Genomic DNA, 25,179 nt, shown 5'->3' with positions numbered 1-25,179 from the left:
GGGTAACGATTTACTGCTAGAATGAATCGGAGATGACTAAGCCAACGTCCGCTTCACTTCTTTCATTTCGAAGCCTTCGATGACATCGCCAACTTCAATATCGTTAAATCCTTTGATACTCAGGCCACATTCGTAGCCAGTACGTACCTCGTTAACATCATCTTTATACCGTTTCAACGCACTGATTTCGCCTGTGTGAATCACGATAAAGTCACGGATGATCCGGATTTTGTGGTTCCGCTTCACAACGCCATCAGTTACGTAGCAACCAGCTACTGTACCAATCTTGCTGATCTTGAACACCTCGCGTACCTCAATATTACCCGTGATGACCTCTTCCTGCGTTGGGGCCAGGAGACCTTCCATCGCATCTTTGATCTCATTGATAGCATCGTAGATAATCGAGTACATCCGGATTTCGATCTGCTCCTGCTCGGCGAGCTTACGGGCATTCGACGAAGGACGTACCTGGAAACCAATGATGATGGCGTCGGCAGTTGACGCCAGCAGCACGTCTGATTCAGAGATCTGACCCACTGCCTTGTGAATGATGTTCACCTGAACCTCACCAGTCGACAACTGAAGCAACGAATCGGATAGGGCTTCCACCGAACCGTCTACGTCACCTTTCACAATCACGTTCAGTTCTTTAAATGAACCGATCGCTTTCCGGCGGCCAATCTCTTCAAGCGTAATATGCTTGCGGGTGCGAAGGGTCTGTTCACGCAGCAATTGCTCCCGTTTGTTGGCAATCTCGCGGGCCTCACGGTCCGTTTCCATCACGTTAAACTTATCACCAGCCTGTGGCGCACCTGGCAGACCAAGAATCTGTACCGGTTGCGAAGGACCCGCTTCTTTGATCCGTTCGCCACGGTCATTGGTCATTGCCCGGATGCGACCGTAATGCGCACCAACAAGCATGATATCACCCTGACGGAGCGTACCATTTTGTACCAGAACGGTAGTAACGTACCCACGACCTTTATCAAGGGTTGCTTCTACTACGGTACCGGTAGAACGGCGCGACGGGTTGGCTTTCAGTTCAAGGACCTCAGCTTCGAGCAACACTTTCTCCAGCAGTTCGTCGATACCTAAACCTGATTTTGATGAAATTTCCTGAGACTGGTATTTACCGCCCCAATCTTCAACGAGCAGGTTCATCTGAGCCAGTTCGTTCCGGATTTTTTCGGCGTCGGCACCAGGTTTATCTACTTTCGAGAAAGCGAATACGATGGGTACGTTGGCTACTTGTGCGTGGTTGATAGCTTCACGTGTTTGAGGCATGATGCTATCATCGGCCGCAATCACGATGATGACGACGTCGGTAACTTTAGCACCCCGCGCCCGCATAGCCGTAAAGGCTTCGTGACCAGGTGTATCCAGGAAGGTTACCATCCGGCCATCTTCCGTTTTCACGCTATAGGCACCAATGTGCTGGGTAATACCACCAGCTTCACCAGCCGCCACTTTCGCACGACGGATGTAGTCAAGCAGCGATGTTTTACCATGGTCAACGTGGCCCATGATCGTAACGATCGGCGCACGAAGATGTAAATCTTCCTCGGCGTCTGGTGTTTCATCCAGACTTGCTTCGGTTTCTTCTTCAGCCGATACGAATTGTATGTCGAAGCCAAACTCATCGGCAATGAACGTGATCGCTTCAGCATCGAGACGCTGGTTGATCGATACGAACATACCGGCGCTTAAACACACGGAAATAACTTCATTGATCGACACGTCCATCAGCGATGACAGATCGTTGGCGGACACGAACTCGGTAACTTTCAGCGTTTTTGCTTCCAGTTCTTCCTGTTCGGTCATCAGGCGGCGATCTTCTTCACGCTGACTACGACGGTCGCGGCGGCGATCTGCACCCCGGTTGGTACGCGTGTTACCGCCCGTCATCCGGGCATTGGTTGCGCGAATATTGGCCGATACTTCCTGCTTGGTAGGTACGTCGCGGCGATCACCTCCCCGTTTCTTGTCATTACCTCCACCAGGACGTGGACCATTGCTGTTACGGCCCTGGTTTGTACCGCCACCCGCACCTGCAGCCGGACGGTTCTGGTTATTACCAGCCGGAGCGCCTGCTGCCGGACGGTTGGTATTCGTAGTTGCATTACCAGCACCCTGGCCCTGTGCAGGGCGGTTCTGGTTTGTACGGTCACCCTGATTTTGGTTGCGGTCGCCGCCCTGATAACCCGGACGATCACCACGTGGCTGACCATCACGGTCGTTACGAGGCGCATTTACCTGCCCCTGACCACCAGCCTGAGGCTGTCCACCGCCCTGTCCCTGACCTGGGTTTGGCTGACCGGGCCGACGATCGTTTGCATTCGGAATACGCTTCCGTTTTCCTTTTTTATCACGACTGGCCGCACCACCACCTTGAGGGCGGTTAAACTGCGTCAGGTCAATCGTTCCTTTTACAGTTAATCCTTTCAACTGCACGCTTCCTTCAGCCCGGATCGTTTCTACCGGGGCGGCAGGCTCGTCTGCAGGCTCGCTTTTGGGTACGTCAACAGGTTTCGGCGCGGCCACAGGAGGCGTCACAGCCGCAACCGGCTGGGGTGTCTCTACTGTTTTAGGTACTTCAACCGTTGGTTTTGGCTGCTCTGGCTGGCGATTTTCAACGGGCTTAGGCGTTTGAACAACCGCTGGCGCAGGCGCTGGCTTCACAACTGCCACAGGAGCAGGCGTTGGCGCAGGAGCTTCTACAGGCTTGGGAGCTGGCGTTGCAACTGGCTGTGGCGGAGCAACAGGGGCAACAGCTGGAGCCGGTACGCTAACCGGTGCAGGTGCTTTTGCTTCCGGAGCAGGTGCCACAACAGGTTTTGGAGCCTCGGGCGCTTTCGCGGTAACCGGAGCTGGAGCCGGGCTGCGTTCTGCCTGAACAGGTGGCACAGGCCTCGGCGCATTGAGATCGATTTTTCCTACCACTGTCAGGCCAGGCAGGCCAGACGCCGGGGCAGCCTCACGCTGTGCCGGTTGGGCAGTAGGTTTAGCAGGTTCGGGTGTGCGGGCAACAGGGGCACCAGCTGGCGCCGTAGTGTTGCTCTCAGCCACGTTCGATCGTCCCTGCTCGTCACGCGAGTAGCGTGGCAGGTAATCATCATCCTTACGGGCCGGTGCCTCACGGTGCGCCTCTGCCGAAGCAGGTACGTCGGCCGATTTGCGGGTCCCGTTCAGGAGATCGCTTGCTTTAAATTCCTTCGCTAATACCTCCAACTGTTCGGTGTTGATTTTGGTATTAGGGTTTATTTCCACCTTGAACCCTTTGGCAGATAGCGTACTCGCAACAGAGGATAACCCTTTGTTGAGAATTTTTGCCACTTGGCTCAGGCGCATTGATTTATCTTCTGCCATACGTTCGGTTTAGACCCGACAAAATTAATGGTTGTTTATACAGTGATAACAACGGTTAACGGATTATAAATCCCAAAAAAGGGAGTTTACCCCTTGCTGTTTAGTGTTTTCAGTTGCCTTGCGTCAGAACAAACCAAGTCGTTATCAACTAATGCAACTGAAAATACTAAACAGCAAACGGTAAACTTATTCGAATTCCTGCCGCAGGATGTTCAGGATTTCCTCAACGGTATCTTCTTCCAGATCGGTGCGGCGAACCAGTTCTTCCCGGCTAAGGGCCAGTACACTTTTGGCGGTATCGAGACCAACACGACGGAATTCTTCAACTATCCATTCGTCGATTTCGTCTTTGAATTCCATCAGGTCAACGTCTTCGTCGTCTTCCTGTCCGTCGGTTTCGCGGTACACGTCCAGTTCCAGATTCACTAACCGGCCAGCCAGTTTAATGTTCTGACCACCTTTACCAATCGCCAGCGACACCTGATCGGGTTTCAGGTAAACGGCCACCCGACCTGCGTCTTTATCGATATTCATCGAACTGACTTTGGCAGGGCTTAGGGCACGGCTGATAAACAGTTCGAGGTTCTCAGTGTAGTTGATTACATCGATGTTCTCGTTGCCCAGTTCGCGTACGATGCTGTGAATACGTACCCCTTTCATACCAACACAGGCCCCAACAGGATCAATGCGGTCATCATATGATTCAACGGCCACTTTAGCCCGTTCGCCCGGCTCGCGCACAATTCGGCGAATCGAGATAACGCCATCATAAATCTCCGGAATCTCGGTTTCAAACAGCCGCTCCAGGAAGACAGGCGATGTGCGGGAAAGTATGATCTTGGGCGTACCGTTGTTCATATCTACCCGGTGAATAACTGCCTTCACGGCGTCGCCTTTACGGTAGCGATCTCTTGGAATCTGCTCGCTGCGGGGCAGACTCAACTCGTTGCTTTCTCCATCTACCAGAATAATTTCGCCTTTCAGAAGTTGGTACACCTCAGCCGAAATCAGGTCGCCAACCTGGTCTTTGTATTTCTGGTACAGCAGTTCTTTTTCTAAATCTTTAACACGCTGAATGAGCGTCTGACGGGCTGTTTGCACAACCCGACGCCCAAAATCTTCTAATTTGACCTCTTCGGCCACTTGCTCCCCTACTTCAAAGTCGTTCTGGATAAGGCGAGCTTCGGCGAGGGGGATTTTATCGTAATCCCAGATATCTTCTGAGTTATCGTCAACAATTTCGCGAGTCCGCCACATTTCAAGGTCACCACTTTCGGCGTTGATAATTACGTCGAAGTTGGCATCGGTCTCATATTTCTTGCGAATCATTGTCCGGAAGACTTCTTCCAGAATGGTGATCATGGTGGGTCGGTCAATGTTTTTTGACCGGGCAAAATCAGCAAAGGATTCGATTAACTGTCCGCTATTCATTTGGCGTATCGGGTTGGCTGAGGGGCGATTATGCGCGGCAGAACTCACCCCTCATGTATTTAGTCATTTCTTAAAATTGAATCTCAACAGTAGCTTTCTGAATTGATTCGTAGGGTATTGTCTGTATACCTTCCGGCGGCAATTCAGTCAACGTTTTGCGTTTCGTTTTACTGATTTTGGCAGGCGGTACGTCAATAACGATTCCCTGCTCATCAGCCGATTCGAGCTTACCAAGCAGAATAGGTCCGTTTGTCACCTGTACTTTTAACAATCGGCCCACATTCTTGGTAAACTGCCGCAGTTGTGTGAGCGGGAAATCAACGCCGGGCGACGAAACTTCCAGGTTGAACGGGGAATCCCCGAAAAAGTCGAGTTCATCCATCTGGTTGCCCAATGCCCGGCTAATGCGGGCACAAGCCTCGATTGTCATTCCCTCGTCAGAATCAATCAGGACGGTTACTTTCAAGAGGCCTCCCGTCTTGCCAGCTATCTGAATATCAACAATATAGTACTCGCCATCGTTCAGATACGGCTGCAAGAGTGCTTCGATGCGTGCGGTGTCGGTCACGGGGTTTTCCAAAGAAAAAAGGGAGTCGAACTCCCTTTGCTGATCCTGTATGATGTCGCTAAGTGGCGCAAAGATAAGGCGTTATTCAGCGAAAAGCAACCCGGAGCGACTGGCATGGCGAGGCCGATGTCGTACTTTTGTCATGTCATCATGCCCTACTCCATGTCATTACGAACGCGTATCGGCCAGTTTTTAGCCTTTATTGGCAGGTCACTGATCTGGTCGCTGCACCTAGGCGTATTTTTCTACACGCTGTTGATCTACTATCTGATTGGCCGGCTGCCAGCCGAGCACTGGCTGGCCAGTATGATCATGATCACTCTGCCGGTTGCCTGGCTGATGTTAGTACTCCTGGGTCTATTCTGGCTTTTTACCAGACCCTGGCGCAGCACCCTGTCAGTGATTGGTCTGCTGCTGGGATACTGGCTGTACCCACGAACATTCGCCGTTCACGCTTCGCAGGCTGATGCACATCGTACGGGTGCTTTCTCGCTGCTCAGTTATAATGTCTCTGTATTCGGACTGGAGAAGTACTACGACGATACGCTCCATCGCGAACCACGCGGCACCCGGCTGATGAGCAACTGGATTCTGGCTCATCAGGCACCCGTTAAATGCTTTCAGGAATTTTTTGTTGGCAAAGAAATGCCGGCGTTTCAGATGTCAGATCGGTTAGAACGGGCAGGTTACCGCTATAAAGCCCTTCTCCACCCGAAAGAAGCTGAGTATATAGGCGTTGCTACCTTTTCCCGTTTTCCGATCATAAATCATGGTGAACACGTATTCAGTTCCTTCAACGGGATGGTATGGACCGATATCCAAATTGGGCAGGATACTATTCGGGTCATCAACGTCCATCTCCAGTCGATGGGCATCCGGGTTCGAAAGGTGTTCCAGGAGGATAAGATGTCGGGGGTAAAAGCCGAAACCCGGTCGGTACTTGAAGCGTTAAAATTTGGGTTCAAATCGCGGCAGGGCGAGGTTCGCGTTGTAGAGGCGTGCATTGCCGAAAGCCCCTACCCGGTCATCGTGACGGGCGATTTCAACGAGACGCCCTACAGTGTTGTTTATGAACGGCTCCGCCGCATTCTACCCAATGCATTTGAAGATGCCGGCCACGGATTTGGCTTTACCCTGAACCGGGCGCCCCGCACCATTCGGATTGATAACCAGTTCTACGACCCACGCTTTGAGGTACTTGATTTCCAGGTCCATCGCGATCAACCTTATTCCGATCACTTTCCGGTTGAAGGCAGGTACGTTTTAAAATAGGTTTACCGTTTACTGTCTTGCGTTTTCTGTTACTACGCTCAGGTACGTATACTTAACCAGGCAGAGCAACAGAAAACGCAAGACAGTAAACGGTAAACTCATGTTAAGGCGTTGCATTTACCCACACTTCACCGTCGGCAAACAGTTCTTTTTTCCAGATAGGCACCGTTTGCTTGATGGTGTCGATGATGTAACGGGTAGCCTCAAAAGCGGCATCCCGGTGTGGGGTAGCCACGCCGATCAACACCGCCATTTCGCCGATACGCAGCACGCCGGTCCGGTGAATGACGACATACTTCAGGATGGGCCATCGCTCGCAGGCCTGATCGGCAATCTTTTGCATCTCGCGGATAGCCATGGGGCCATAGGCCTCGTAATCGAGCTGGTTTACAGACCGTTGCTGTGTATTGTTACGAACAACACCAAAGAAGAAGTCGATCGCGCCGGCTTCGTCAGTTTGCAGGTAATGGTAGGCGGAACTAAAATCTATTGGGTCTGCGGTAAGGGCAATCATTGCAATGATCAGTTATCAATAAACAGGTATCAATGAGAAAGTACGACTAAACAGGTGTCAACGAATTATGGCTCTACTGAAGCAACAGCGTACCTGAGCGAAGCCATGACGCCTTGATAACTGATCTTGTCTTACCCTCCGCTAACAGGCGGAATTAGCGCAATTTCATCAGATGGATCTAATAGGGTATTGGGTTCCGCATATTCGCTGTTAACGGCTACCAATATGGATTTTACGCCTGTAAGTGCCGGATATTGGGCATTCAGATGAGCTACCAGGTCGGATACCCGGCTCCCTTTTGTCAGTGGGACGGACAGGCGGCTCTGGCCGACCAGATCCCGGGTTATGCCGAAAAGCAGCACAGTGTGTGGTTGAGTCATACTGGTAAAGTAAGCAGGTGTTATACTGTCGTCAACACCTGAAACAACCCATTGAGTGCCCAAACGGCTCTATGTTCTAAAAAAGGCCATCACATTTATTGCGATGGCCTTTCAACAGCGAAGAACATAGGCCACTATCGGCTGCCGTCCATTTTCTTCTCAGCCTTCTTCAGGCTTTTATCCGTTTTGTTCAGCGCCTTGTTCGTGGCCCGCTTCGTTTTAACCCTGGCGGTATGCGCTTCGTCTTTTATATCCTGTCTGGCCTCGGTGGCTTCGCGGTCAATTTTGTCGCCAGCCGCATTCATCGTGCGTTTAGCCTGGCGGCCTGTAGCTTTTGCGTTTTCTTTTACGTCCTGCGCCTGAGCGAAGGTCAGCGAGGTGGCAATCAGGGCCATCATGATCAGGGTCTTTCTCATCGTCGTTGTGTACTTGGTGAACGTTGGTAGCCAACTCGCTACAGAACCCTTTCTCGCCCCTATAGTTTCGACATGCTGGTTAGAAAGCCGTTAAAATACCTGTTGCTTGCCCCCGCTCACAATCGCTCCTCAAACAGTTTCAGGACGCGCTTGTATTCGTCCATCCAGCTGGTGGGCTCAACAAAGCCGTGATCTTTGGCAACTGTTTTTTAACTAACTAAACAACTGTTATTGATCGAACTACTTCATCCATCAACAAACCACGTAGACTCAAGTCAATGTCAATATTGGGCCAATGAATCCCAGACGTAGAGATAGTGTACGCAGCCAAGTCATCATCGGAGGCGGCGTGTAACGAACTGTATGCCGATAACGACTGACTTATAATTCGACGATTATTGAGCACAACCAAGGCTAAATCCAATTCACGTATCCATACGAATCGAACAATACGTAAATTTTCACGTTGAATTAGTCTGTCAAAATCATCCTCTATCCGTTGGAAGGGCAATTCTGCATTGATTGAGGTCTCGCTTCCCTCCAGAAAATTCAGAAGGCGACTACTCACCGAAGGTTTGCCGCCAAGCGCTGATGAATGTATCATAGTGGTTAACAAGTAAGGTTACAATCTCGCGTAGTTCATTTTTCTTAAATCCGTGACAGTAAGTCAAGTCTATCTCGGGCACAAGATCAAATCGAGCTTCCTTCCCCGCCTTACTCACATGAACATGGATGGGTTCATGATCATTCATGTAAAAGAAAAACCTATATCCATCGATTAGCAGTACGGTAGGCATGATGTGGAAAAATAATGACTAGCTACAATCGTTCCTCGAACAGTTTCAGGATACGTTTGTATTCGTCCATCCAGCTGGTGGGCTCAACAAAACCGTGATCTTCAACGGGATACGGGGCCAATTCCCAGTTCTCTTTTTTCAACTCAATCAGGCGTTGGGTGAGGCGCACGGCATCCTGAAAATGCACGTTCACGTCGACCATACCGTGGCAGATGAGCAGATGCCCTTTCAGGCCAGCGGCGTGGTAGATCGGCGATGACCGGCGGTAAGCCAGCGTATCGGAATAGGGTTCATTCAGAATATTGCTGGTGTAACCATGGTTGTAAGCTGCCCAGTCGGTAACGGGGCGCAGGGCCGCACCGGCCTTGAACACGTCGGGTGTGGTGAACATACCCATGAGCGTGATGAAGCCGCCATATGAACCACCGTAAATGCCGATCCGTTTGGCATCGACGCCGTGGTTTTTCACCAGCCAGTCGGCGGCATCTACGTGATCGGTGAGGTCTTTGCCCCCCATGAAGCGATAGATACCCGTCCGCCAGTTGCGGCCGTAACCGGCTGAACCCCGGTAGTCGATATCGAGCACGGTATACCCTTTGTCTACCAGCAAATTGTGGAACATATACTCGCGGAAATACTGGCTCCACCACTTGTGCGCATTTTGCAGGTAACCCGCTCCATGCACGAATATGACCGCCTTCCCATTGGCTTTTACAGACGCGTCAGTCGCGGGTTTATAGATTCGGGCGTAGATCGGCTGGCCGTCGCGGGCTGGAATGGTTACTACCTCGGCATCGCGCCAGGGGTACGTGCGGAATGCATCTGTTGTGCTCGTAGTGAGTTGAACGGAGTTCCCAGGTACGTTGCTTACCACTGTTTTTCTGGCTGATGTAGTTTTTTTAGGGCTACCACCAACTGTTGGGTTACTCATCAGGAAAAGCTCCCAGGGCTTATTACCAGTTGAATAACGAACCACCATCTGCGATTCATCGGGCGACAGAGTGGCATCGCTGGCACCGGTCATGGTTGTAAGTTGGGTACGTTGCCCACCGGTTACGGCCATGCGGTAGAAATGCTGTTCGCCGGGATGCACTTCGTTGGTGGTCAGGTAAAACATCTTTTTATCGGCCGACAACACAACCTGCTGTACTTCAAACCGGCCTTTCGTCAGTTGGGTACGTTGCCCCGTCAGCACGTTCATTGAGTAGAGATGTGAATACCCGTCTGTTTCCGACTGGAAATAGATTGTCTGATCATCGAGCCAGCCCAACGTACCTGACGAGAACCCGCCGCCAATACCCGGCCCGCCAACCCAGGCTTCGTCGCGTTGCCGGTCAAGGAGTTTGAGCGTGGTTGGTTTCTCCGTATCGAGCAGCATTAGCCAGCGGTCTTTATTGTCGATGGCCCGTACCGCAATAATGGCGTACCGACCATTAGGAGCGTCTGTCCATACGGGAGCGCCCACGAATACAGGACGGTTCGCCGCTTTTTTCAAGTCAGCCGCCAGCTTCTTTGTGGTATCAGTAGGTGTTTTTTCGGCAGCACTTACGGTTGACCTGCCAGCCACCGTTGCCGATCCGCTGGTTACGGCGGTGGGCATCAGGTAATCGGGTTTGTCGGTAATACCGGGCAGATTGGCCAAACTTACCGCTAGTGCCGTATCGCGGGCCACATCGTAAACCATGAACTCTACCGCAGACAGCGGCGCCCCAACTTTAGTGCGGCCGGGCAAATCTTCCGTGAATCCGGATTCGGTAACAAAGCTGGGCACAATCGTCGACTTGGCACCCGTGGCCGCTTTCATCAAGGCAAACGTCACCACGCGCCCGTCGGGGCTCAGGCTTGGGTTCATCACGGATTTACCCTCCGTATAGATCGTTTTGGGGCGGCGGGGCTGTTCAGCTTTCGTATCGCGTTCGGCTTCGTCGCGTTTTGCCTTGCGCTGGCGGAGTACGTCGAAAAGAGCTAACTGATCGCGCTTCAGCCACGATTCCTGGCTGTTGCTATTAGGCGTAGGGCGTTTGGCGCCGGGGTCGAAATTGGTGAGTTGTTCGGTTAAGCCCGAGGCCAGATCGAGGCGATACAGGTTGCTGGAACGGGTGAAGAGAATGGCCTTTTCATCGCTTGAAAACACCGGATTACTTTCCCGATCAACGGTGCTGGTTAGGGTACGCACCTTACCCGTCTGGCGATCGAGCAGGAAGAGGTCACCGTACTTGTCATAGACGCGCATGGTTCGTGCGCGGTTATACACGGCGTCGTTTGGCGTCAGCGTACGCCGCTCGGCTACAGATACTTTTACAGGCTTTGCTGACGAAACATAGTTGCCGTTGACCAGCGTGATTTTATACAGTGAATCGCCCAGTGCCTTATCCGGATTCCAGCTGAAGTAGATGGTCTTTGAGTCATCACTCCAGAATACACCCGACGGCGACGTACCTACCCATTGTCGGGGATCCTGCATGATGGTCTCGACGGTGAGCGCAGGTTTTGATGGTTGAGCCAGTGCGGGCAACGCACCAACCAAAAGAAGCAAGCTGACGAAGATGTGTTTCATGCCGCAAAATACATTGCCCGGCCCCATCATACGATAGAACCGGGCAACATACTTATTTCGAGCTGTTTTTGTGCACGCCAGGTACGTTACCGTTGCACCGCTTACTTCCGCGTTGCCAGTTGCTGGGTCAGACGGCGTTGAAACTGAATAAAATCGCCTACCTGCTCGGCAGGAAGTGCGCGCGCCAGAATAATCTTGTCTTTGTCGAGTACGTAAAGCGTCGGCGTTTTCAGCACGTCGAACTGTTTACGGTAATCGGTTCGGAAGGTGAAGTCATAACCGTTCACCCAATTCTGAATACCGTACTCGCGGATAAACTTCTGCCAGGCATCGGGGCTGTTGTCAACCGCAATGGCGCAGAACCGTACTCCTTTACTCTTGATCGAATCGGTAGCGAATTGTTTCAGGGCGGGCATCGATTCGCGGCAGTGCACGCAGGTGGGATCATAAAAAAACAGCACGGTGTAATCAGCCGTCACCGTTTTCAACTCAACCGGCCGACGCAGCGTATCGCTCATGGCAATAACGGGAAACGGCTTTCCAACCAGCAACGGTTTGATGGTTTCAACCCGCTTGCGAATATTCTCGACGGTGGCCGGGTCAGACGCAGGCATGGCTCCAGACAGGTAATAGGCTTCGGCCATGTGCACAAAAAGGCCGTCGGTTCCCATAACGCGGGGGCGCTCATACTGGCTGGTAATGTACCAGATAGCGTATGACAGCATATCCTTATTGGCCCGCGCCTTTGCTACGATAAAATCTGCGCTTTTGATCAGCGAATCGACCGACGGAGAGGTTAGTTCCTGCAGATAACGGTCAATTTTTCGCTGAAAAATTGGCGTACGAACGAGTCGTTCATCCGAGAAATCGAAGTTATCCCAGAAGTGGGTTTTATAGTAGATGTACTGAAACGTGGAGTCGATCTTACCGTTTTTAAGCCGGGGCGCTGCCGGTACGTCCGGGTCTTTCATAGCCCGCAGCAGTTTGGGAACAAACAGCGAGTCGGGCATACCGATATACTGTTTCTGTACCTGCCGCACCCGCTGCTTCAGCTCTACCGACTGGCGTTGCAGGTTCAATTGAGCAACTTTATCGGGCCGGAACTGGGCCTGTAATTCGATTGCCTTGTTCTCTTCGGCCAGCGCGCCCATCTGTTTCTGATAGGCATAAAACGCTTCATTATCAGGCGAACCCGTAACGCGCATGTTTCCAACAAAATTGACGGTGTCCGTCTCGAACGAGAAACGGGACGTACCCACGGCCAGCACCAGTTCAATATACCGTTGCTTTTTCATGGGCGGAATCACGATATACAGACCACCGGGCAACGGTTTATTCCCTTCGAACACAAACCGACCGTCGCTATCGATCCGGGCCGTGTCTTTGGGAATAGACTGGTTATAACCGAAATAATGGGCGAGCGTAATGGTGGTGTCGCGCATTCCCTGAATCCGTCCTTCGATGCGGAAGCCGGATGAAGCAGGAGACTGGGCAGAGGCGCCCAGACTACTCACGAGTGCGCAAAGCGCAATCAGTAAAAAACGATTCATGGCTGTATGGGTGATGATTTTACAGGTACGTTGCTTTGGTAACGTACCTGTAAAATCATCACCGACAAAAAACGGGCCATAGTCTCGGCTAGCGGCTGTTTGCCCTGGGTTTCGCAGCGGCGGCCTTGGCAGGGGCCGCTTTGGCAGGCGTTGTCAGGGCAGCCTGCTTGCGCGTGAAGTTCAGAAAGTCTTCTACCTGCTCGGCGGGCAAACCACGGGCAATAATTTTCTTATTCTTATCCAACACGTAGAGCGTTGGTGTTGTGGCTACGTCATATTGCCGCCGGAAGTCGATCTGCTGCTTATGGTCGTAGCCGTGCGTCCAGTCGGTGAGTTTAAATTCCCGAATGAATTTCTTCCAGTCTTCTTTTGAATCTTCAATGGCGATCGCCACCACTTTTATGCCTTTTCCGGCGGGCGAATCGGTGAATTTCTTCACCTTCGGTGCTGCCTCCCGGCAATGGCCGCAGTGTGGGGCGTAGAAGAACATAATGGTATAATCGGCAGCGCTGAGGTTATTGAAGCTCAACGGACGGGCCAACGTATCGCCCACGGCAGGCATGGCAAACGTTTTTCCGACCTGCAGGGGTTTCAGCACGGCCACCCGCTCAGACACGGTTTTCATAGTGGCCGAGTCGATGTTGGGCATTTGGCGGGTCAACCAGTATTTCTCCACCATGTGAATGAACAGGCCATCGGTTCCCAGCACTTTAGGGCGCTCATACTGACTGGTGAGGTACCAGATCATGTAGGTCTTCATGTCTTTATTGGCGCTGGCTTTGCCCACCAGGTAATCGGCCTCCTTGCTCAGCGAGTCAACCTGCTGAACGGTAAGGTCTTTGATATACCGATCAATTTTAGGTTGCAGCAACGGCGTCCGCAGCATGCGTTCGTCGCTCAGATCGAAGTTATCCCAGAAGTGATTCTTGTAATATGAGAATTGCCAGAGCGAATCGGGGCGACCATTGGCGGCTTTTGGCGGCGCAGGTACGTCGGGGTCTGCCGAAGCGAGCAGAACTTTTGCCGTAAGTAATGATTTGTTCTTAGTCAGAAAATCAGTGCGATAGGTGCGTGCCTGCGTCTGTAAATCTTTCACACGCTGAGCCGATGCATCCGTTTTAGGTTGCTTATCCAGTTGCCGCATCTCCTCGAACACTTCATTCAATTTCTGTTGATAACCGTAGAAAGCCTGGTTTTCAACAGAGCCTGTAATCTTCATGTTCTTGATGAAGTTGGCGGTGTCGGTCTCAAACGAAAACTGTTGTTCAGCCAGCATCATGTCGAAGTAGCGCCCCTTCGGCAACACGATCAGGTACAGACCACCGGGCAGCGATTTTTTGCCCTGAAAGACAAAATTCCCGTTGGCATCAACCCGGGCCGTATCTTTCGGGACGTAATGCGTGGGATCGTACTGGTAATGGGCCAGCACAACGGTGGTATCTTTCACCCCCCGGATTCGCCCCGCAATTCGGTGCCCCTCCGGCGTAGTCTGGGCAAAAGTCAGCATGGGCAGCAGACCCAGCATCAACAAGAAGAAGAAGTTACGACGTTTCATACGACAAAAATAAGCGTTCATCGTCCATACAAACAGGGCTGAACTTTCTATTAACGAATCATTAACGAATCTATGTTCTACTTTCTGTCGAAAACGGCAGGCTATTTCCTCACACCGGCCGGATGGCTACTGGCTGCCCTGGCGGGGGCACTGCTTTTTCCGCGTTTCAGGAAGCGGCTTCTGGTCGTATCGCTTGGTGTCTTCTGGCTGTTGGGCAACAGTTTTCTGGTCAATGAACTGGCCCGGGTCTGGGAACTGAATGGGTGCGTACCACCAATGCCGCGCGCCCTCAACGACACCTCGGCTACGGTTGCCGTGGTCTTAACGGGCGGCTTAACCAACTCACAATTACCGGTTACGCCCGCCCGCCCCATGCTCTCCACGCAGGCTGACCGGCTGGGGCAGGCGCTCTATCTGTATAAGACGGGGCGGGTACAGAAGATCCTGATCAGTGGCGGCAGCACGGATCTGTTTTTCATGAACACCGAGGCGCTACACGAAGGACTGGAAGGCATGCGGTTCCTGCACCTGGCTGGCATACCGGCCCGAGACCTGATCTGGGAAACCCACTCACGCAACACCTACGAAAATGCTCAGTTCTCAGCGAAGGTACTCCGGTCTAGGTTTCACACCGATCGGTGCGTCCTGGTCACGTCGGCGTTTCACCTGCGGCGGGCAATGGGCTGTTTCACCAGAGCGGGAATTCAGGCAACTCCGTTTCCGGCGGCCTACATTCACAAGCGCAGAACGTTTGCCCTGGTTAACCTGCTTGTTCCCCATGAAGATGATTTTTCCGATGCCATGCATCTCATCAGAGAGGTGTTTGGGTACGTTACCTATAGGGTAGCCGGATACATTTAAGTCATTTCATGTGTAATGCGATTTCTTTTTCCATACCGCCACTCAATACATATTATGCCAAAAAATGGGCGAAATCATGCAGAAAACCCATTTCCGCACGTTTTTTGGCTAACATTCAGATTATACAATCGAACCTTATGAAACCTACATCACGCATTACCACAGCAGCTACCCTACTTCTGGTTATCCTGACGATAACGTTTGGCTGCAAAAGCAGCAACTCAGACCCCGGACCTACTACGCTGACATCCCTGCAGGGCAGTTGGAAAATTACTGGTCTTACCGTTGATCCAGCTTTTGTGTATATGGGTGCGAGCTTTACGAATATACGTGCCGGCCTTCAGTTACTAGGCGAGACTTGCCTGAATGATGCCGTGATCACCTTCAATACAAATGGGACAGTTACCAACAACATAGCAACACAAGCCACTTGCACCAACGCCACCTTCACGAAACAGATTGTTGGTGCATTTTTTGGCCAAACAACGACCTACACTGAGTCTGGTAATCAGGTTACATTAACGTCGAATGCTCAAACCGTTTCAGGAACTCGTGTTTTCACCACCACCACGGCCACACTAACGGCAAAATTAGCGACAGACCCTATCGGCAATCCAGTACCTACTACCTATGTCGTAGAGCTGACAAAGCAGTAAGCGGCGTTACTGGCCTCAGGTAGTTAAAAAGGCAAAGTCCTAGGAGAATCATCTCCGAGGACTTTGCCTTTTTAACTACCTGTACGCTTGTTCTCAGAACAGGTTCGGATAGTCAGTGATAATGCCGTTGACGCCCAGTTGCATCAACTGATCGATTTCGGCTTTCGTGTTTACCGTCCAGGGAATAATCTGCATGTTCTGCTGGTGACAGGCCTTTACCGTTTCGGCCGTAACCGTCTTGTAATATGGACTGTATATCTGCGGTGTGAAGCCCAGCGTGGCCAGATTCTCCGCTACCGATTTTGGGTTTGCCGTCAGGTACGCCAGCCTCACGGCCGGGTATTTCTGATGGATCAATTGCAGAGGCCGAGCGTCGAACGATTGGATATTCAGCCGCTGACCAAGCTTCTTCGACTGACAAATAGCCATGACCAGATCAACGAATTCAGCGGGCGCAGGATGGTATACCCCATCGGTTTCCGGCGCAGATTTGATCTCAACGTTGTACTTCGGCAGCGGTAATTTTTTCGACCCGGCATACGCTTCTACCGAGTCGATCAGTTCGGCCAGCAGCGGTTTGTAGGCCGCGAACTTTTGCTGCTCTTTGAACTGTGGATGCGGCTTCATACCTACGTCAAACTTCCTGATCTCCGTATACGGCAACTGATACAGGTTGATCGATTTTTCTTCGGCCGATGTAACGGGTGTACCGTCTGGTTTTTGCGAAATCGTTGCTGCCATGTAATTGTCGTGCGAGACAACGACCTGTTTGTCTTTCGAAATCACCACATCCAGTTCAAGCGTCTGCACGCCCAGATCCATTGCCTTTTTCATGGCTGCCACGGTGTTTTCGGGTAAGAGTCCCCGGCACCCCCGATGCCCCTGCCGGTCAAATGGGGTTTGCGCCCAAAGCATGGATGACGTTAGCAACAGGCCGGCTAAAAGTATCTTTTTCATGATTGTCTTTACTGATTGGGTTTTACTTAAAAGCCGTAACGTACCCCAAGTTGCAGTTGGTATGGATCGCCCGATGGCGTTACCACACCCGCCGTGTTTACCCGGTACACAAACCGTTTGTTGGCGGCGTCGAAACCCGCAACGGCTGGCGTAGTAGATGTAGCCGGAATACCCAGCGCGTATAGTGCCTGCGTTCCCAGTGCCTGGTTTGTACCCCAGCTTCTGTCGAGCAAGTTAGCCAGATTGAATACATCGACCGATACGTCGATCGTTTGCTTTTTACCAACCCTGAACCGCTTGCTGGCCCGCAGATCGAAGATGCCGTAGAAGCCGTTAATGCCCCCGTTCCGCTCGGCAATACGGCCCGAATAGGCGTTGATGTACTCTTTAATACTCTGGCTAGCGTTGGGGTTATCAAGCACAGCCTGCAAGCCTGTTTTTACATTCGCAGGTACGTTCTCACCGTTGCGATCGAAGATAAAGGCCAGGTCATTCGTGCCCGACACAAAGTCGGCGTTGCTGTTAGCTCCCGACAATAATGAGTAACGCGTACCGCCAATGCCCGAATACCGGAAGCCGACGGTAACGCCGTAGAATGATGGCAGCGTACCATACACCACAACTTTGCTGCGGAACTGGTTGTCGGAGTAGCTCATCCGGTTCAGGTCACGCGGATCGTCTTTCACCGGCAGCGACAGCGTGGCTGTGTTGGCCACGTTGCCATTGTACGACGTATTATCCCGCGTATCATTCCAGGTGTAGCTGGCGGTGATTTCGCCATCCCGGAAATACTGGTAGGTGGCATCGAGCACAACGGCAAACTGGTTTACTTTCCCCTGGCTGTTCAACTCCAGCACGCGACCCAGTTTCGGGCTTATCCGGCCCTGCAACCAGTCGCCGGCACCGTTGGCGGGCATGCTACTGAGCGGCACATACACACCCCGGTTATCTTCATTGGCCAGTCGGAAATAAGGTTCGGCGGCCATGTTCCGGTCAACGTACATGTAGTTGTTCCGGCCCAGGGTCATAAAACCGGCAATGCCCACTTTGAGCTTGTCTGTCAGGTAGCGGTTGTATGACAGGTTTGCCTTGTAGATCACCGGCACCTGCGCATCGGGGCCTGTCATGTTGATCGTGGGCAGTTGAAAAGCGGCCAGGCTCGGGATGCTGGCGTAGTTGGCGCGGTAGGCGGTAAAGTCGGGCGTTGGAATATTCGGAGCCCGCACATCGACCGTTGCCAGGTGCTTGCCATCGAACGTCAGGTTGTTGATGATGGCGTAGTTGTTAATATCGGAGGCGAAAATGCCTGCGCCGAAGCGGATGAAATCCGTGTGGTGCTCACCAATGTCCCAGGTCAGTTGTACCCGTGGCTGTACCACAAACGATTTGAGCTTATTGTCGGTACGCAATTTAAGTTCATCAAACACCAACTGGTTCAGCGGCGACGTTGGGTAATGCGCGTAATCGAACCGTAAACCGGCCGTCATTTCCATACCGGGGGCAATTCGGGTGCTTAACTGACCATACAAGCCTGCGTTCAGCGTAGTGCCCACCACACTCGGATCGGCTACCAGCGGCACCTCGCGGTAATAGCGGTACGGCTGGAGCTTTTCAAATTTATCCAGCGCGGTAAGCCCGGCGGCGGCATCAACCGTGTAGTGGAACCGTCCGTTTACTTCGCTACCGTACAGCGAGTGCGCCCGCGTATACATCAGGTCAAGGCCGAAGGTATACTGCACTTTATTGGTGTTGTAATAGAGGTTATTAACCAGCTGCAACACATTGTTATCGAAACCCTCCTGCGCAAAGCGGTGGCCACCCATCTGGATGTTGGTTGAGCGAGTGGTGCCGTCGATAGTCGAGGTTACGTTTTCAACAATGGCCCGGGGAATGTTGGCTTCGGGCAGTTGGTCGCCGGGACTGCTTTTCTGGTAGGTGTACAGATGCTGAAGTTTCAGTTCGTTGGTCAGCCGGGGATTAATCGCCGTACGCAGCGTGGCCAGAAAGCTATTGTCCAGGTTGTAATCGTTGCCGTACGACTCGTACATATTGATTGACGTATTATCCTGCAAACCCAGCCGGTTCCGGTCGTTCGTGTAATTGTCGCGGATCGTCAGCAGGTTCCTGGGGTTAATCTGCCAGTCGATTCGGGCAAAAGCAGCGTCTGAACCACGCCGTTTATCGAACGAGCCATACTGAGGTGTGTTGGCAACGCCGTAGTTGGCCCGGGCAATGCTCACGAACCGGTCGAGCGTGGCGCGGGTCACGTTGAAGCGGGTTTCGTCGGCGGGCGACTGTACATCGGCGATGAGCAGCGGGCGCGAATCTTCCTGGTGGTCCCAGACAACGAAGAAGTGTACCTTATCTTTAATGATCGGCCCACCGAGCGAAAAGCCGAACTGATTGGTCGAGAAGGGTGCCACCCGTTTGTTTCCCCGAATATCATACGGACTTGATAACCAGTTGGCCCGCGTGTAGTTGAACGCGCTACCGCTCAGGGTATTTGTGCCCGCTTTGGTCACTGCGCTAACAATACCACCGCCACTACGGCCATATACTACGTCATACTGGTTGGTTATCACCTTAAATTCCCGAACTGCTTCAATCGAGATCGAGTAAGGTGCCCCGCTCCTGCTGGTTGTTGACCCGGCCGAGGTTGGGTTCTTGGCCGTCATGCCGTCAATGGTGTAGTTCGTCGATGACCCAAGCTGGCCGGAGATACTCCCGCCCCGACTCAGCGGCGAGAGGTCAGTTAACGTAGTGAAGTTCCGGCCATTGACGGGCAGGCTGGCGATCGACTTGGCCGATACCGCCGTAGCGGCACCCAGGTTATCGATCTTGTTTTTCAGGCCCGAAGCCACCACCTGCACCACTTCCAGCGTCTGGCTGTTTTCCTGCATCGGCAGGTTCAGCCGGACGGCGTCGCCCTGATTGAGCACGTACCCCGTTCTGGTTTGATCTCCGTAGCCAACAAATGTTACGCGGATCGTGTACGGACCACCCAGTGGCAATTCTTTAAACAGATACTCGCCCTGAACGTTCGTTACGGTACCCGTTGTAAAGCCTGTTGACTCATTACGTACCTGAACAGTAGCGCCGGGCAGCGGACTTTTTTGTAGGTCGGTGATAATGCCTGCAATAGAAGCCTGTGTTGTTTGGGCGGCTGTTTCGTTACTCAGCAAGCAGGCAGCCAGTAATAGTAATAGAAGCGGTAGTACGTGTTTTTTCATGCAGCTGAAGCGCGTTATTTCAGGCTGCAAAGAGACTATTCTACTATTACCTGGGCGTTACCCGCCTTTTACCAAATCAGAACATTAATCCATCCTATGTCAAGTATACGTTATGTTTAGCTACTGGCACCTCCTGCTGGCCATATCTTGTTACTGGCCTTAGTCTGGAATCGGGAAATAAACGCTGAAGGCTGCCCCCTCGCCTGGCTTACCCATCGCCGTTATGGCCCCGCCATGGTTGGCAGCCACTTTTTCGCAGATGGCCAGCCCTATTCCGGTACCGGCAAATTCACCTTTACCATGCAGCCGCTGAAAAACCTGGAAGATGCGGTTGGCGTATTTTTCATCAAACCCAATTCCATTGTCGGCTACGTCGATCTGATAATAGGCTCTTGTTTTCCGGGCGGGTTTCACAGAGGCGGGCAAATCGTCTATCCGTATATGCCGGGCAGACACCCGAATAACGGGAGAGATCCACTGACCATCCGCATCCTGTCGACGAAACTTCAGGGCATTGCTCAACAGATTCTGCATGAGTTGGTTCAGTTGTGTTTCATCGCCCTGGATGATTGGCAGTTGTGCTACCTCAATAGTAGCACTGCTCTCTTCAATGACCAGTTCCAAATCGAGAAGCGCATGCTGCACAACCCGTTCCAGTGCTACCGGGGCCGATTCCTCCTGCCTGGTCGAGATACGCGAATAGGTCAGCAGATCTCTGATAAGCGTTGACATCCGACTGGCCGCCGCCTGCATTCGTGTCAGGTAATCAGTGCCTTCTCCGAGCTGGTCCGCATAGCCTGTGCTTAGCAACGTGCTGAACGCCTGAATTTTGCGCAGGGGCTCCTGCAAATCGTGGCTGGCGATATAGGCAAATTGTTGCAGGTTATCATTTGAGCGTTGCAGGTCCTGAATAGATGCATTCAGTTGCTGGGTACGTGCCGCCACCTGCCTTTCCAGTTCTGCTTCCTGTTGTTTCTGTTCGTGAATATCCGTGGCCGTACCCACCCACTTGGTGATCTGGCCCAGTTCGTCGCGTAACGGCAACGCCCGATTAAGGTGCCAGCGATACATGCCATCGGCCCGGCGGTAGCGATTCTCGGCCACATAATCCTGCCCAGATGTCAGCGCTTGCCTATATAGAGCCATCGAATGAGCCAGATCGTCGGGGTGAATAACCATTTGCCAATCAATAGTCAGCAACTGGTGGGAATCCAGGCCCATGTAGTCAAACAAACGCTGGTTACAGAACGTAATTTCGCCCGTTGGAGAATTTGTCCAGGCGATGGCCGGAATCGCTTCCAGCAGCGCACGAAATTGCTTTTCGCTCTCTTCTATCTTATGTCGGGCTACGACCTGATCGGTTACTTCGGTAGCCGTGGCCAGTACGCCATACCGCTCTCCGTTTGTGTGGCTAAGCGCTTTGTACACGTAATTGAAGTAACCCGTATACGGCTTCCCAAACCGAACGAGGTCAATTTTTTCTTCTGGCTGGTAGAATGTCTCGCCCGTTGTCAATACGTGCAGGAGCCGTTCCATCATGGGCGTTTGCTGCAGTTCGGGCATGGCTACCGTAAACGGCTGCCCGATGATACTGGCATCGCGCCCCATCATATCGAGCATGCGTTCGTTAACGGTTTTAATAATCATGAATTCGCCCACAAACACAGCCTTGGCCACAGGCGAATTCTCGATGATGCTACGCGCGAATAGTTCGCTTTCTTCAAGCCGTTTTTGAGCTTTTATCTGCTCGGTCACGTCTATGGCGATATCCAGAATGGCGTAGACCTCACCATTGACATCGAGCAATGGGCTGTAGGTAATGTTGTAGAAATTGTGGGTCATTACGCCCCGCTGCACAATATTGACCTGCGCTCCAAACGACTGGTACATCTTGCCCGATGTATATACCTCATCCAGAATTTGCAGGAAAGGCTGGCTATCCAGTTCCGGCATAACCTCGCGAAGGGGTTTTCCAACAATATCCGGCCCTTTTCCTACAATGTCGATAAACACCTGATTGGGCATTTCGACAACCAGATCGCGGCCAACGAAGAGGCCCATACCGGCTGGAGCACTGGCAATGAGCGACCGGAGCTTCGCCTCGCTGGCTTCCAGTTCCTGCGCTATTTTTCGCCGCTCGGTAATATCAGGGCTAACGGTTCCTGTCGATATCAGCTCACCGGTGGTTGCGTTTTTAATCGCAACGCCATTCCATTGCAGCCAGAACGGTTCACCGGTCCGCTCGTTCAGAAAACGGATCTCGTGCGAGATATGCCCTTTGTCAACCAATTCGGCCAGCAGTTCTCTGGCCTGATCCCGATCATCCGGATACACACAGTCCAAAATCGTTTTGCCCTCCATGGACGTCCACCCCAGCAGCTGGCGCGCAACAGGGTTTCCATACTGAATGAACCCATCTTTGTCGGCTAGCCCAACAAACTCGTGGCTGGCCTCCATCAGGGTAACGAGTTTCTGCCGTTCTTCTTCCGCCAGTTTCTGCTCGTGCACATCCACCACCGTACCAACCATGCCCTGATAAACGCCATTTGAATCAAAGCGCGGGTGGCCCTGATCAATCACCCAACGATAATTACCCTCTTTTTTCCGCAGTCGATACAACGCACTGAAGGGTACCTGCCTCGTATTGGCGTCGATGAAAAGCTGGCCAGCCTGCACGGCATCTTCGGGGTGGGTGCCATCGAGCCAGCCATACCCTTCGGCTTCGCTTTTGGTTTGGCCCGTAAAGTCGTACCACTGTTTGTTCAGGTAATCACAATACCCATCTGGCTTTGTCGTCCAGATCATGGCGGGTACGTTGTCTGAAAGCTGGCGGAAATAGGCTTCGCTTTCTACCAGCCTGTTCCTGGAAAGCACCTGCTCGGTCACGTCGACCGCCATGTTCATAATGGCATAGACCTCACCGGTTTTGGTACGAATTGGCTTGTACGTAAAATCGAAATAGTACGTGCTCAACACCCCATCAACAACCAGATCGGCGGGCGCAGCGGTAGAATGGTAGGCTTCACCCGTAGTAAATATATCGTCCAGTATTTTCAGGAAAGGCTGATCAATAAGTTCAGGGAGCGCCTGGGCCAGTGGTTTCCCCAAAGCGGAACTGCCTTTACCCCAGAAATCGAGCATTGGCTTGTTGGCCAGCTCGATAAGGAGTTCGCGCCCTACAAAAAGGCAAGTGGCTACGGGTGCCTCTTCGATAAGTACCCGGAGCTTAGCTTCGTTTTCTTCAACAATATGGCGGGCATTTACTTGCTCGGTCACTTCAATGCAGGCGGCCGTAACGCCTGAAATGGTGCCATCGGCCTCATAAAACGCCTCGTAGACAAAATCAATGTAGGTACGTTCAACCTGACCATTCCGCTCAAGTAATACGGCCCGTTCTTTAGCAACGAATCGTTCTCCGGTACGGTAAACGCCATTCAGCAGTTCGCTGAACCCTTGCCCAACCACTTCCGGCAGTGCCTCGAATACGGGTTTGCTGAGTACCTGTTCCCGCTTTCGCCCCCAGAATTCAAGCATGCGCTCATTGGCCAGGGTAACAACAAACTGTGGGCCGCTGAAGAGGCACATAGCCACCGGCGCCTGCTCAACCATGGTACGGAAACGCGCTTCACTGTCGGCAACCTGCTGCTGGGTTATCGTGGTGGTTATGTCCTGCGCTATGCCTACCAATCGGGCATGTTTTCCCTGTTCATCAACCTGAGCCTGCCCGATAAAGCGAACCAGACGCGCCAGCTGGATGCCAGTGCCAAGGGGGCGAAAGGTGTAATCATACTGCCCCCGCATCTGCCCGTTCATGGCTCCATCAATCGCCAAACGGGCTTCTCGCGCTTCAGCAGGATTTATCCGGTTGAGGAATTCGTCAAGAGGCATTGCCCTGTCGACCGGCAGCCCCAGCAATTCCCGACATCGATCATCGTAATAGATGGTTGCCTCTTCCGTATTTACTTCCCATATGCCCAGGTTAGCTGCCCTGAGAGCAGAATAAGCATCGAGTCGTTGGTTAAGTGCTTTGTTGTCTGGTATTAATTTATCCCCATTATGCATTCGTCACCCAGCTTAAACTATACTCCCCGGCCTTTTTTATCTTGTTTTAATAACAAAGTGGCTGGCTACTTGTTAGCAGCCTTATACTGGAATACAACTTTTGCTATAAAAAGAGATACGTCGCAATGCCTTGCGTGGCGGGCAATTACTATTGTTTTGTGTTGACAGACAAGTAATTACAGATCAAACATTGGTTAGCTAACCATAGTCTTACCTGTAAATGTCAACGCGTAGCGCGGTCAATTTGTCTTACTTGTCGGCACGATCGATCAAACGGACAATGAACTCCAGCGCGTCCAGGCTATGGGTTTCCTGGGGATACTGATCGAAATAAAAGGCCTTGGTTAAAGGTGAATGCCAACCTGCCACGCCCTTATAGTGCCATCTGTCCCGGCGAAACAGGTCTTCGACAAACCCATATTCAACGAGTTTATCGCTGGTGATTTCACCACGCATGCTTATGCTACCAGAGTCGCTGTAGAGGGGTTGATTACCCGGGAAATTTGAGTATTTATCGGGTATTGGTTTAAGTACGGGCGAACTGCCAAAAAGTGCTTTGTAGAGACGGGTTAAATCAGTCGTATAGGGTTTTTTAAGGAGTAAGTAGAATTCCAGTGTCTGGCCATCGTCGCTTACAAAAATTCGATAACGCTCTGACACATAATTAATTGAATTATAAAACTCGTCGGGTTGCTTCAACGGATCGGCAGAATGAATCAGCACAACCCTGTGTTTATCAATAATTTCCATTTGTATGGGCTGCTATACTCAGATGTAGCTGAAGCAGCAAAAAATAAAAACCCTATTTATCTATAGACTAGAAAACTTTCAGGAAATACGGCATTTTTTTTCTCTAAAATATTAATCTGATCACACTTTCAATTAAACGTATATTAATTCTATCAATAGTCTAAATGAATGGCTTCTAGCGAGCCGCTTAGCAATATGTTAGGCCAAAGTGGCTACGTAACCAGGCCAACTACATACATAAGTATAAACTGTTATAC

18 protein-coding genes are annotated in these 25,179 nt (G+C 51.8%); 3 read left to right on the top strand and 15 right to left on the bottom strand.

The genetic code is table 11. From position 1 onward, the window contains the following. Positions 1 to 36 precede the first annotated feature (36 nt). The 3 genes from infB to rimP form a co-directional block, all read right to left on the bottom strand. Complete coding sequence (infB, locus tag J2I46_RS09915) at positions 37 to 3,366, bottom strand: translation initiation factor IF-2 (protein WP_207328840.1); 3,330 nt, start codon at positions 3,364 to 3,366, stop codon at positions 37 to 39. Between the two features lie 186 nt (positions 3,367 to 3,552). Further along, positions 3,553 to 4,797 carry a transcription termination factor NusA gene (gene nusA, locus J2I46_RS09910; RefSeq protein ID WP_207328839.1) on the bottom strand — a complete coding sequence of 415 codons (1,245 nt, stop codon included), beginning with the start codon at positions 4,795 to 4,797 and terminating at the stop codon, positions 3,553 to 3,555. A gap of 70 nt (positions 4,798 to 4,867) precedes the next feature. Further along, positions 4,868 to 5,377 carry a ribosome maturation factor RimP gene (gene rimP / locus J2I46_RS09905; RefSeq protein ID WP_229379673.1) on the bottom strand — a complete coding sequence of 170 codons (510 nt, stop codon included), beginning with the start codon at positions 5,375 to 5,377 and terminating at the stop codon, positions 4,868 to 4,870. A 150-nt stretch (positions 5,378 to 5,527) separates the two neighbouring features. Between rimP and J2I46_RS09900 the strand changes: the two genes are divergently transcribed. Further along, entirely contained in the window at positions 5,528 to 6,637 is a 1,110-nt protein-coding gene (locus tag J2I46_RS09900; protein ID WP_207328838.1) for an endonuclease/exonuclease/phosphatase family protein, read from the top strand. Between the two features lie 103 nt (positions 6,638 to 6,740). Here the strand turns inward: J2I46_RS09900 and J2I46_RS09895 are convergent, their stop codons facing one another. The 8 genes from J2I46_RS09895 to J2I46_RS09860 all read right to left on the bottom strand — a co-directional run bounded on the left by J2I46_RS09895 (position 6,741) and on the right by J2I46_RS09860 (position 14,406). Next, the gene (locus J2I46_RS09895; protein WP_207328837.1) at positions 6,741 to 7,151 is read right to left on the bottom strand and encodes a molybdenum cofactor biosynthesis protein MoaE; all 411 of its coding nucleotides are present in this window, start codon (positions 7,149 to 7,151) and stop codon (positions 6,741 to 6,743) included. Between the two features lie 131 nt (positions 7,152 to 7,282). Beyond that, positions 7,283 to 7,531: a MoaD/ThiS family protein gene (locus tag J2I46_RS09890; RefSeq protein ID WP_207328836.1), complete on the bottom strand. Its 249-nt coding sequence runs from the start codon at positions 7,529 to 7,531 to the stop codon at positions 7,283 to 7,285. Between the two features lie 134 nt (positions 7,532 to 7,665). Continuing rightward, positions 7,666 to 7,947, bottom strand: coding sequence for a hypothetical protein (locus J2I46_RS09885; protein WP_207328835.1), 282 nt, complete (start codon positions 7,945 to 7,947; stop codon positions 7,666 to 7,668). Positions 7,948 to 8,164: 217 nt separating this feature from the next. Then, the gene (locus tag J2I46_RS09880) at positions 8,165 to 8,551 is read right to left on the bottom strand and encodes a DUF2442 domain-containing protein (protein ID WP_207328834.1); all 387 of its coding nucleotides are present in this window, start codon (positions 8,549 to 8,551) and stop codon (positions 8,165 to 8,167) included. Beyond that, positions 8,508 to 8,744 (bottom strand): DUF4160 domain-containing protein, encoded by a 237-nt coding sequence (locus J2I46_RS09875; protein ID WP_207328833.1) that lies wholly within the window; start codon positions 8,742 to 8,744, stop codon positions 8,508 to 8,510. The genes J2I46_RS09880 and J2I46_RS09875 overlap by 44 nt, the downstream gene beginning before the upstream one ends. Before the next feature lie 22 nt (positions 8,745 to 8,766). Continuing rightward, a complete protein-coding gene (locus tag J2I46_RS09870; RefSeq protein ID WP_207328832.1) occupies positions 8,767 to 11,301 on the bottom strand; it encodes a prolyl oligopeptidase family serine peptidase in 2,535 nt (844 codons plus the stop codon). Positions 11,302 to 11,402: 101 nt separating this feature from the next. After that, complete coding sequence (locus J2I46_RS09865; protein WP_207328831.1) at positions 11,403 to 12,851, bottom strand: DUF5106 domain-containing protein; 1,449 nt, start codon at positions 12,849 to 12,851, stop codon at positions 11,403 to 11,405. An 88-nt stretch (positions 12,852 to 12,939) separates the two neighbouring features. Then, positions 12,940 to 14,406, bottom strand: coding sequence for a DUF4369 domain-containing protein (locus J2I46_RS09860; RefSeq protein WP_207328830.1), 1,467 nt, complete (start codon positions 14,404 to 14,406; stop codon positions 12,940 to 12,942). Between the two features lie 72 nt (positions 14,407 to 14,478). Between J2I46_RS09860 and J2I46_RS09855 the strand changes: the two genes are divergently transcribed. Beyond that, on the top strand, positions 14,479 to 15,267 hold the full coding sequence (locus J2I46_RS09855; protein WP_207328829.1) for a YdcF family protein: 789 nt from the start codon (positions 14,479 to 14,481) through the stop codon (positions 15,265 to 15,267). A 137-nt stretch (positions 15,268 to 15,404) separates the two neighbouring features. Beyond that, positions 15,405 to 15,923, top strand: a complete 519-nt coding sequence (locus J2I46_RS09850) for a lipocalin family protein (RefSeq protein ID WP_207328828.1) — start codon at positions 15,405 to 15,407, stop codon at positions 15,921 to 15,923. A gap of 93 nt (positions 15,924 to 16,016) precedes the next feature. On the opposite strand, the gene J2I46_RS09845 is transcribed toward J2I46_RS09850, so the two are convergent. The 4 genes from J2I46_RS09845 to J2I46_RS09830 form a co-directional block, all read right to left on the bottom strand. Then, on the bottom strand, positions 16,017 to 16,880 hold the full coding sequence (locus J2I46_RS09845; protein ID WP_207328827.1) for a glycerophosphodiester phosphodiesterase family protein: 864 nt from the start codon (positions 16,878 to 16,880) through the stop codon (positions 16,017 to 16,019). A gap of 26 nt (positions 16,881 to 16,906) precedes the next feature. Next, positions 16,907 to 20,110 (bottom strand): TonB-dependent receptor, encoded by a 3,204-nt coding sequence (locus J2I46_RS09840; protein WP_207328826.1) that lies wholly within the window; start codon positions 20,108 to 20,110, stop codon positions 16,907 to 16,909. Positions 20,111 to 20,269: 159 nt separating this feature from the next. Next, positions 20,270 to 24,172, bottom strand: coding sequence for a PAS domain-containing sensor histidine kinase (locus J2I46_RS09835; protein ID WP_207328825.1), 3,903 nt, complete (start codon positions 24,170 to 24,172; stop codon positions 20,270 to 20,272). Between the two features lie 249 nt (positions 24,173 to 24,421). Further along, the gene (locus J2I46_RS09830; RefSeq protein WP_207328824.1) at positions 24,422 to 24,922 is read right to left on the bottom strand and encodes a hypothetical protein; all 501 of its coding nucleotides are present in this window, start codon (positions 24,920 to 24,922) and stop codon (positions 24,422 to 24,424) included. Positions 24,923 to 25,179: the final 257 nt, after the last annotated feature.

The organism is Fibrella forsythiae (assembly GCF_017353175.1).
Classification (GTDB): domain Bacteria; phylum Bacteroidota; class Bacteroidia; order Cytophagales; family Spirosomataceae; genus Fibrella; species Fibrella forsythiae.
The sequence above is the reverse complement of the archived record's forward strand: the minus strand, read 5'-3'. Positions and strand labels throughout refer to the sequence as shown.

Coding starts and splice junctions, on each gene's coding strand:
- infB (WP_207328840.1), bottom strand. CDS start 3,366: ATGGCAGAAGATAAATCAATGCGCCTGAGCCAAGTGGCAAAAATTCTC.
- nusA (WP_207328839.1), bottom strand. CDS start 4,797: ATGAATAGCGGACAGTTAATCGAATCCTTTGCTGATTTTGCCCGGTCA.
- J2I46_RS09900 (WP_207328838.1), top strand. CDS start 5,528: ATGTCATTACGAACGCGTATCGGCCAGTTTTTAGCCTTTATTGGCAGG.
- J2I46_RS09895 (WP_207328837.1), bottom strand. CDS start 7,151: ATGATTGCCCTTACCGCAGACCCAATAGATTTTAGTTCCGCCTACCAT.
- J2I46_RS09890 (WP_207328836.1), bottom strand. CDS start 7,531: ATGACTCAACCACACACTGTGCTGCTTTTCGGCATAACCCGGGATCTG.
- J2I46_RS09885 (WP_207328835.1), bottom strand. CDS start 7,947: ATGAGAAAGACCCTGATCATGATGGCCCTGATTGCCACCTCGCTGACC.
- J2I46_RS09880 (WP_207328834.1), bottom strand. CDS start 8,551: ATGATACATTCATCAGCGCTTGGCGGCAAACCTTCGGTGAGTAGTCGC.
- J2I46_RS09875 (WP_207328833.1), bottom strand. CDS start 8,744: ATGCCTACCGTACTGCTAATCGATGGATATAGGTTTTTCTTTTACATG.
- J2I46_RS09870 (WP_207328832.1), bottom strand. CDS start 11,301: ATGAAACACATCTTCGTCAGCTTGCTTCTTTTGGTTGGTGCGTTGCCC.
- J2I46_RS09865 (WP_207328831.1), bottom strand. CDS start 12,851: ATGAATCGTTTTTTACTGATTGCGCTTTGCGCACTCGTGAGTAGTCTG.
- J2I46_RS09860 (WP_207328830.1), bottom strand. CDS start 14,406: ATGAAACGTCGTAACTTCTTCTTCTTGTTGATGCTGGGTCTGCTGCCC.
- J2I46_RS09855 (WP_207328829.1), top strand. CDS start 14,479: ATGTTCTACTTTCTGTCGAAAACGGCAGGCTATTTCCTCACACCGGCC.
- J2I46_RS09850 (WP_207328828.1), top strand. CDS start 15,405: ATGAAACCTACATCACGCATTACCACAGCAGCTACCCTACTTCTGGTT.
- J2I46_RS09845 (WP_207328827.1), bottom strand. CDS start 16,880: ATGAAAAAGATACTTTTAGCCGGCCTGTTGCTAACGTCATCCATGCTT.
- J2I46_RS09840 (WP_207328826.1), bottom strand. CDS start 20,110: ATGAAAAAACACGTACTACCGCTTCTATTACTATTACTGGCTGCCTGC.
- J2I46_RS09835 (WP_207328825.1), bottom strand. CDS start 24,172: ATGCATAATGGGGATAAATTAATACCAGACAACAAAGCACTTAACCAA.
- J2I46_RS09830 (WP_207328824.1), bottom strand. CDS start 24,922: ATGGAAATTATTGATAAACACAGGGTTGTGCTGATTCATTCTGCCGAT.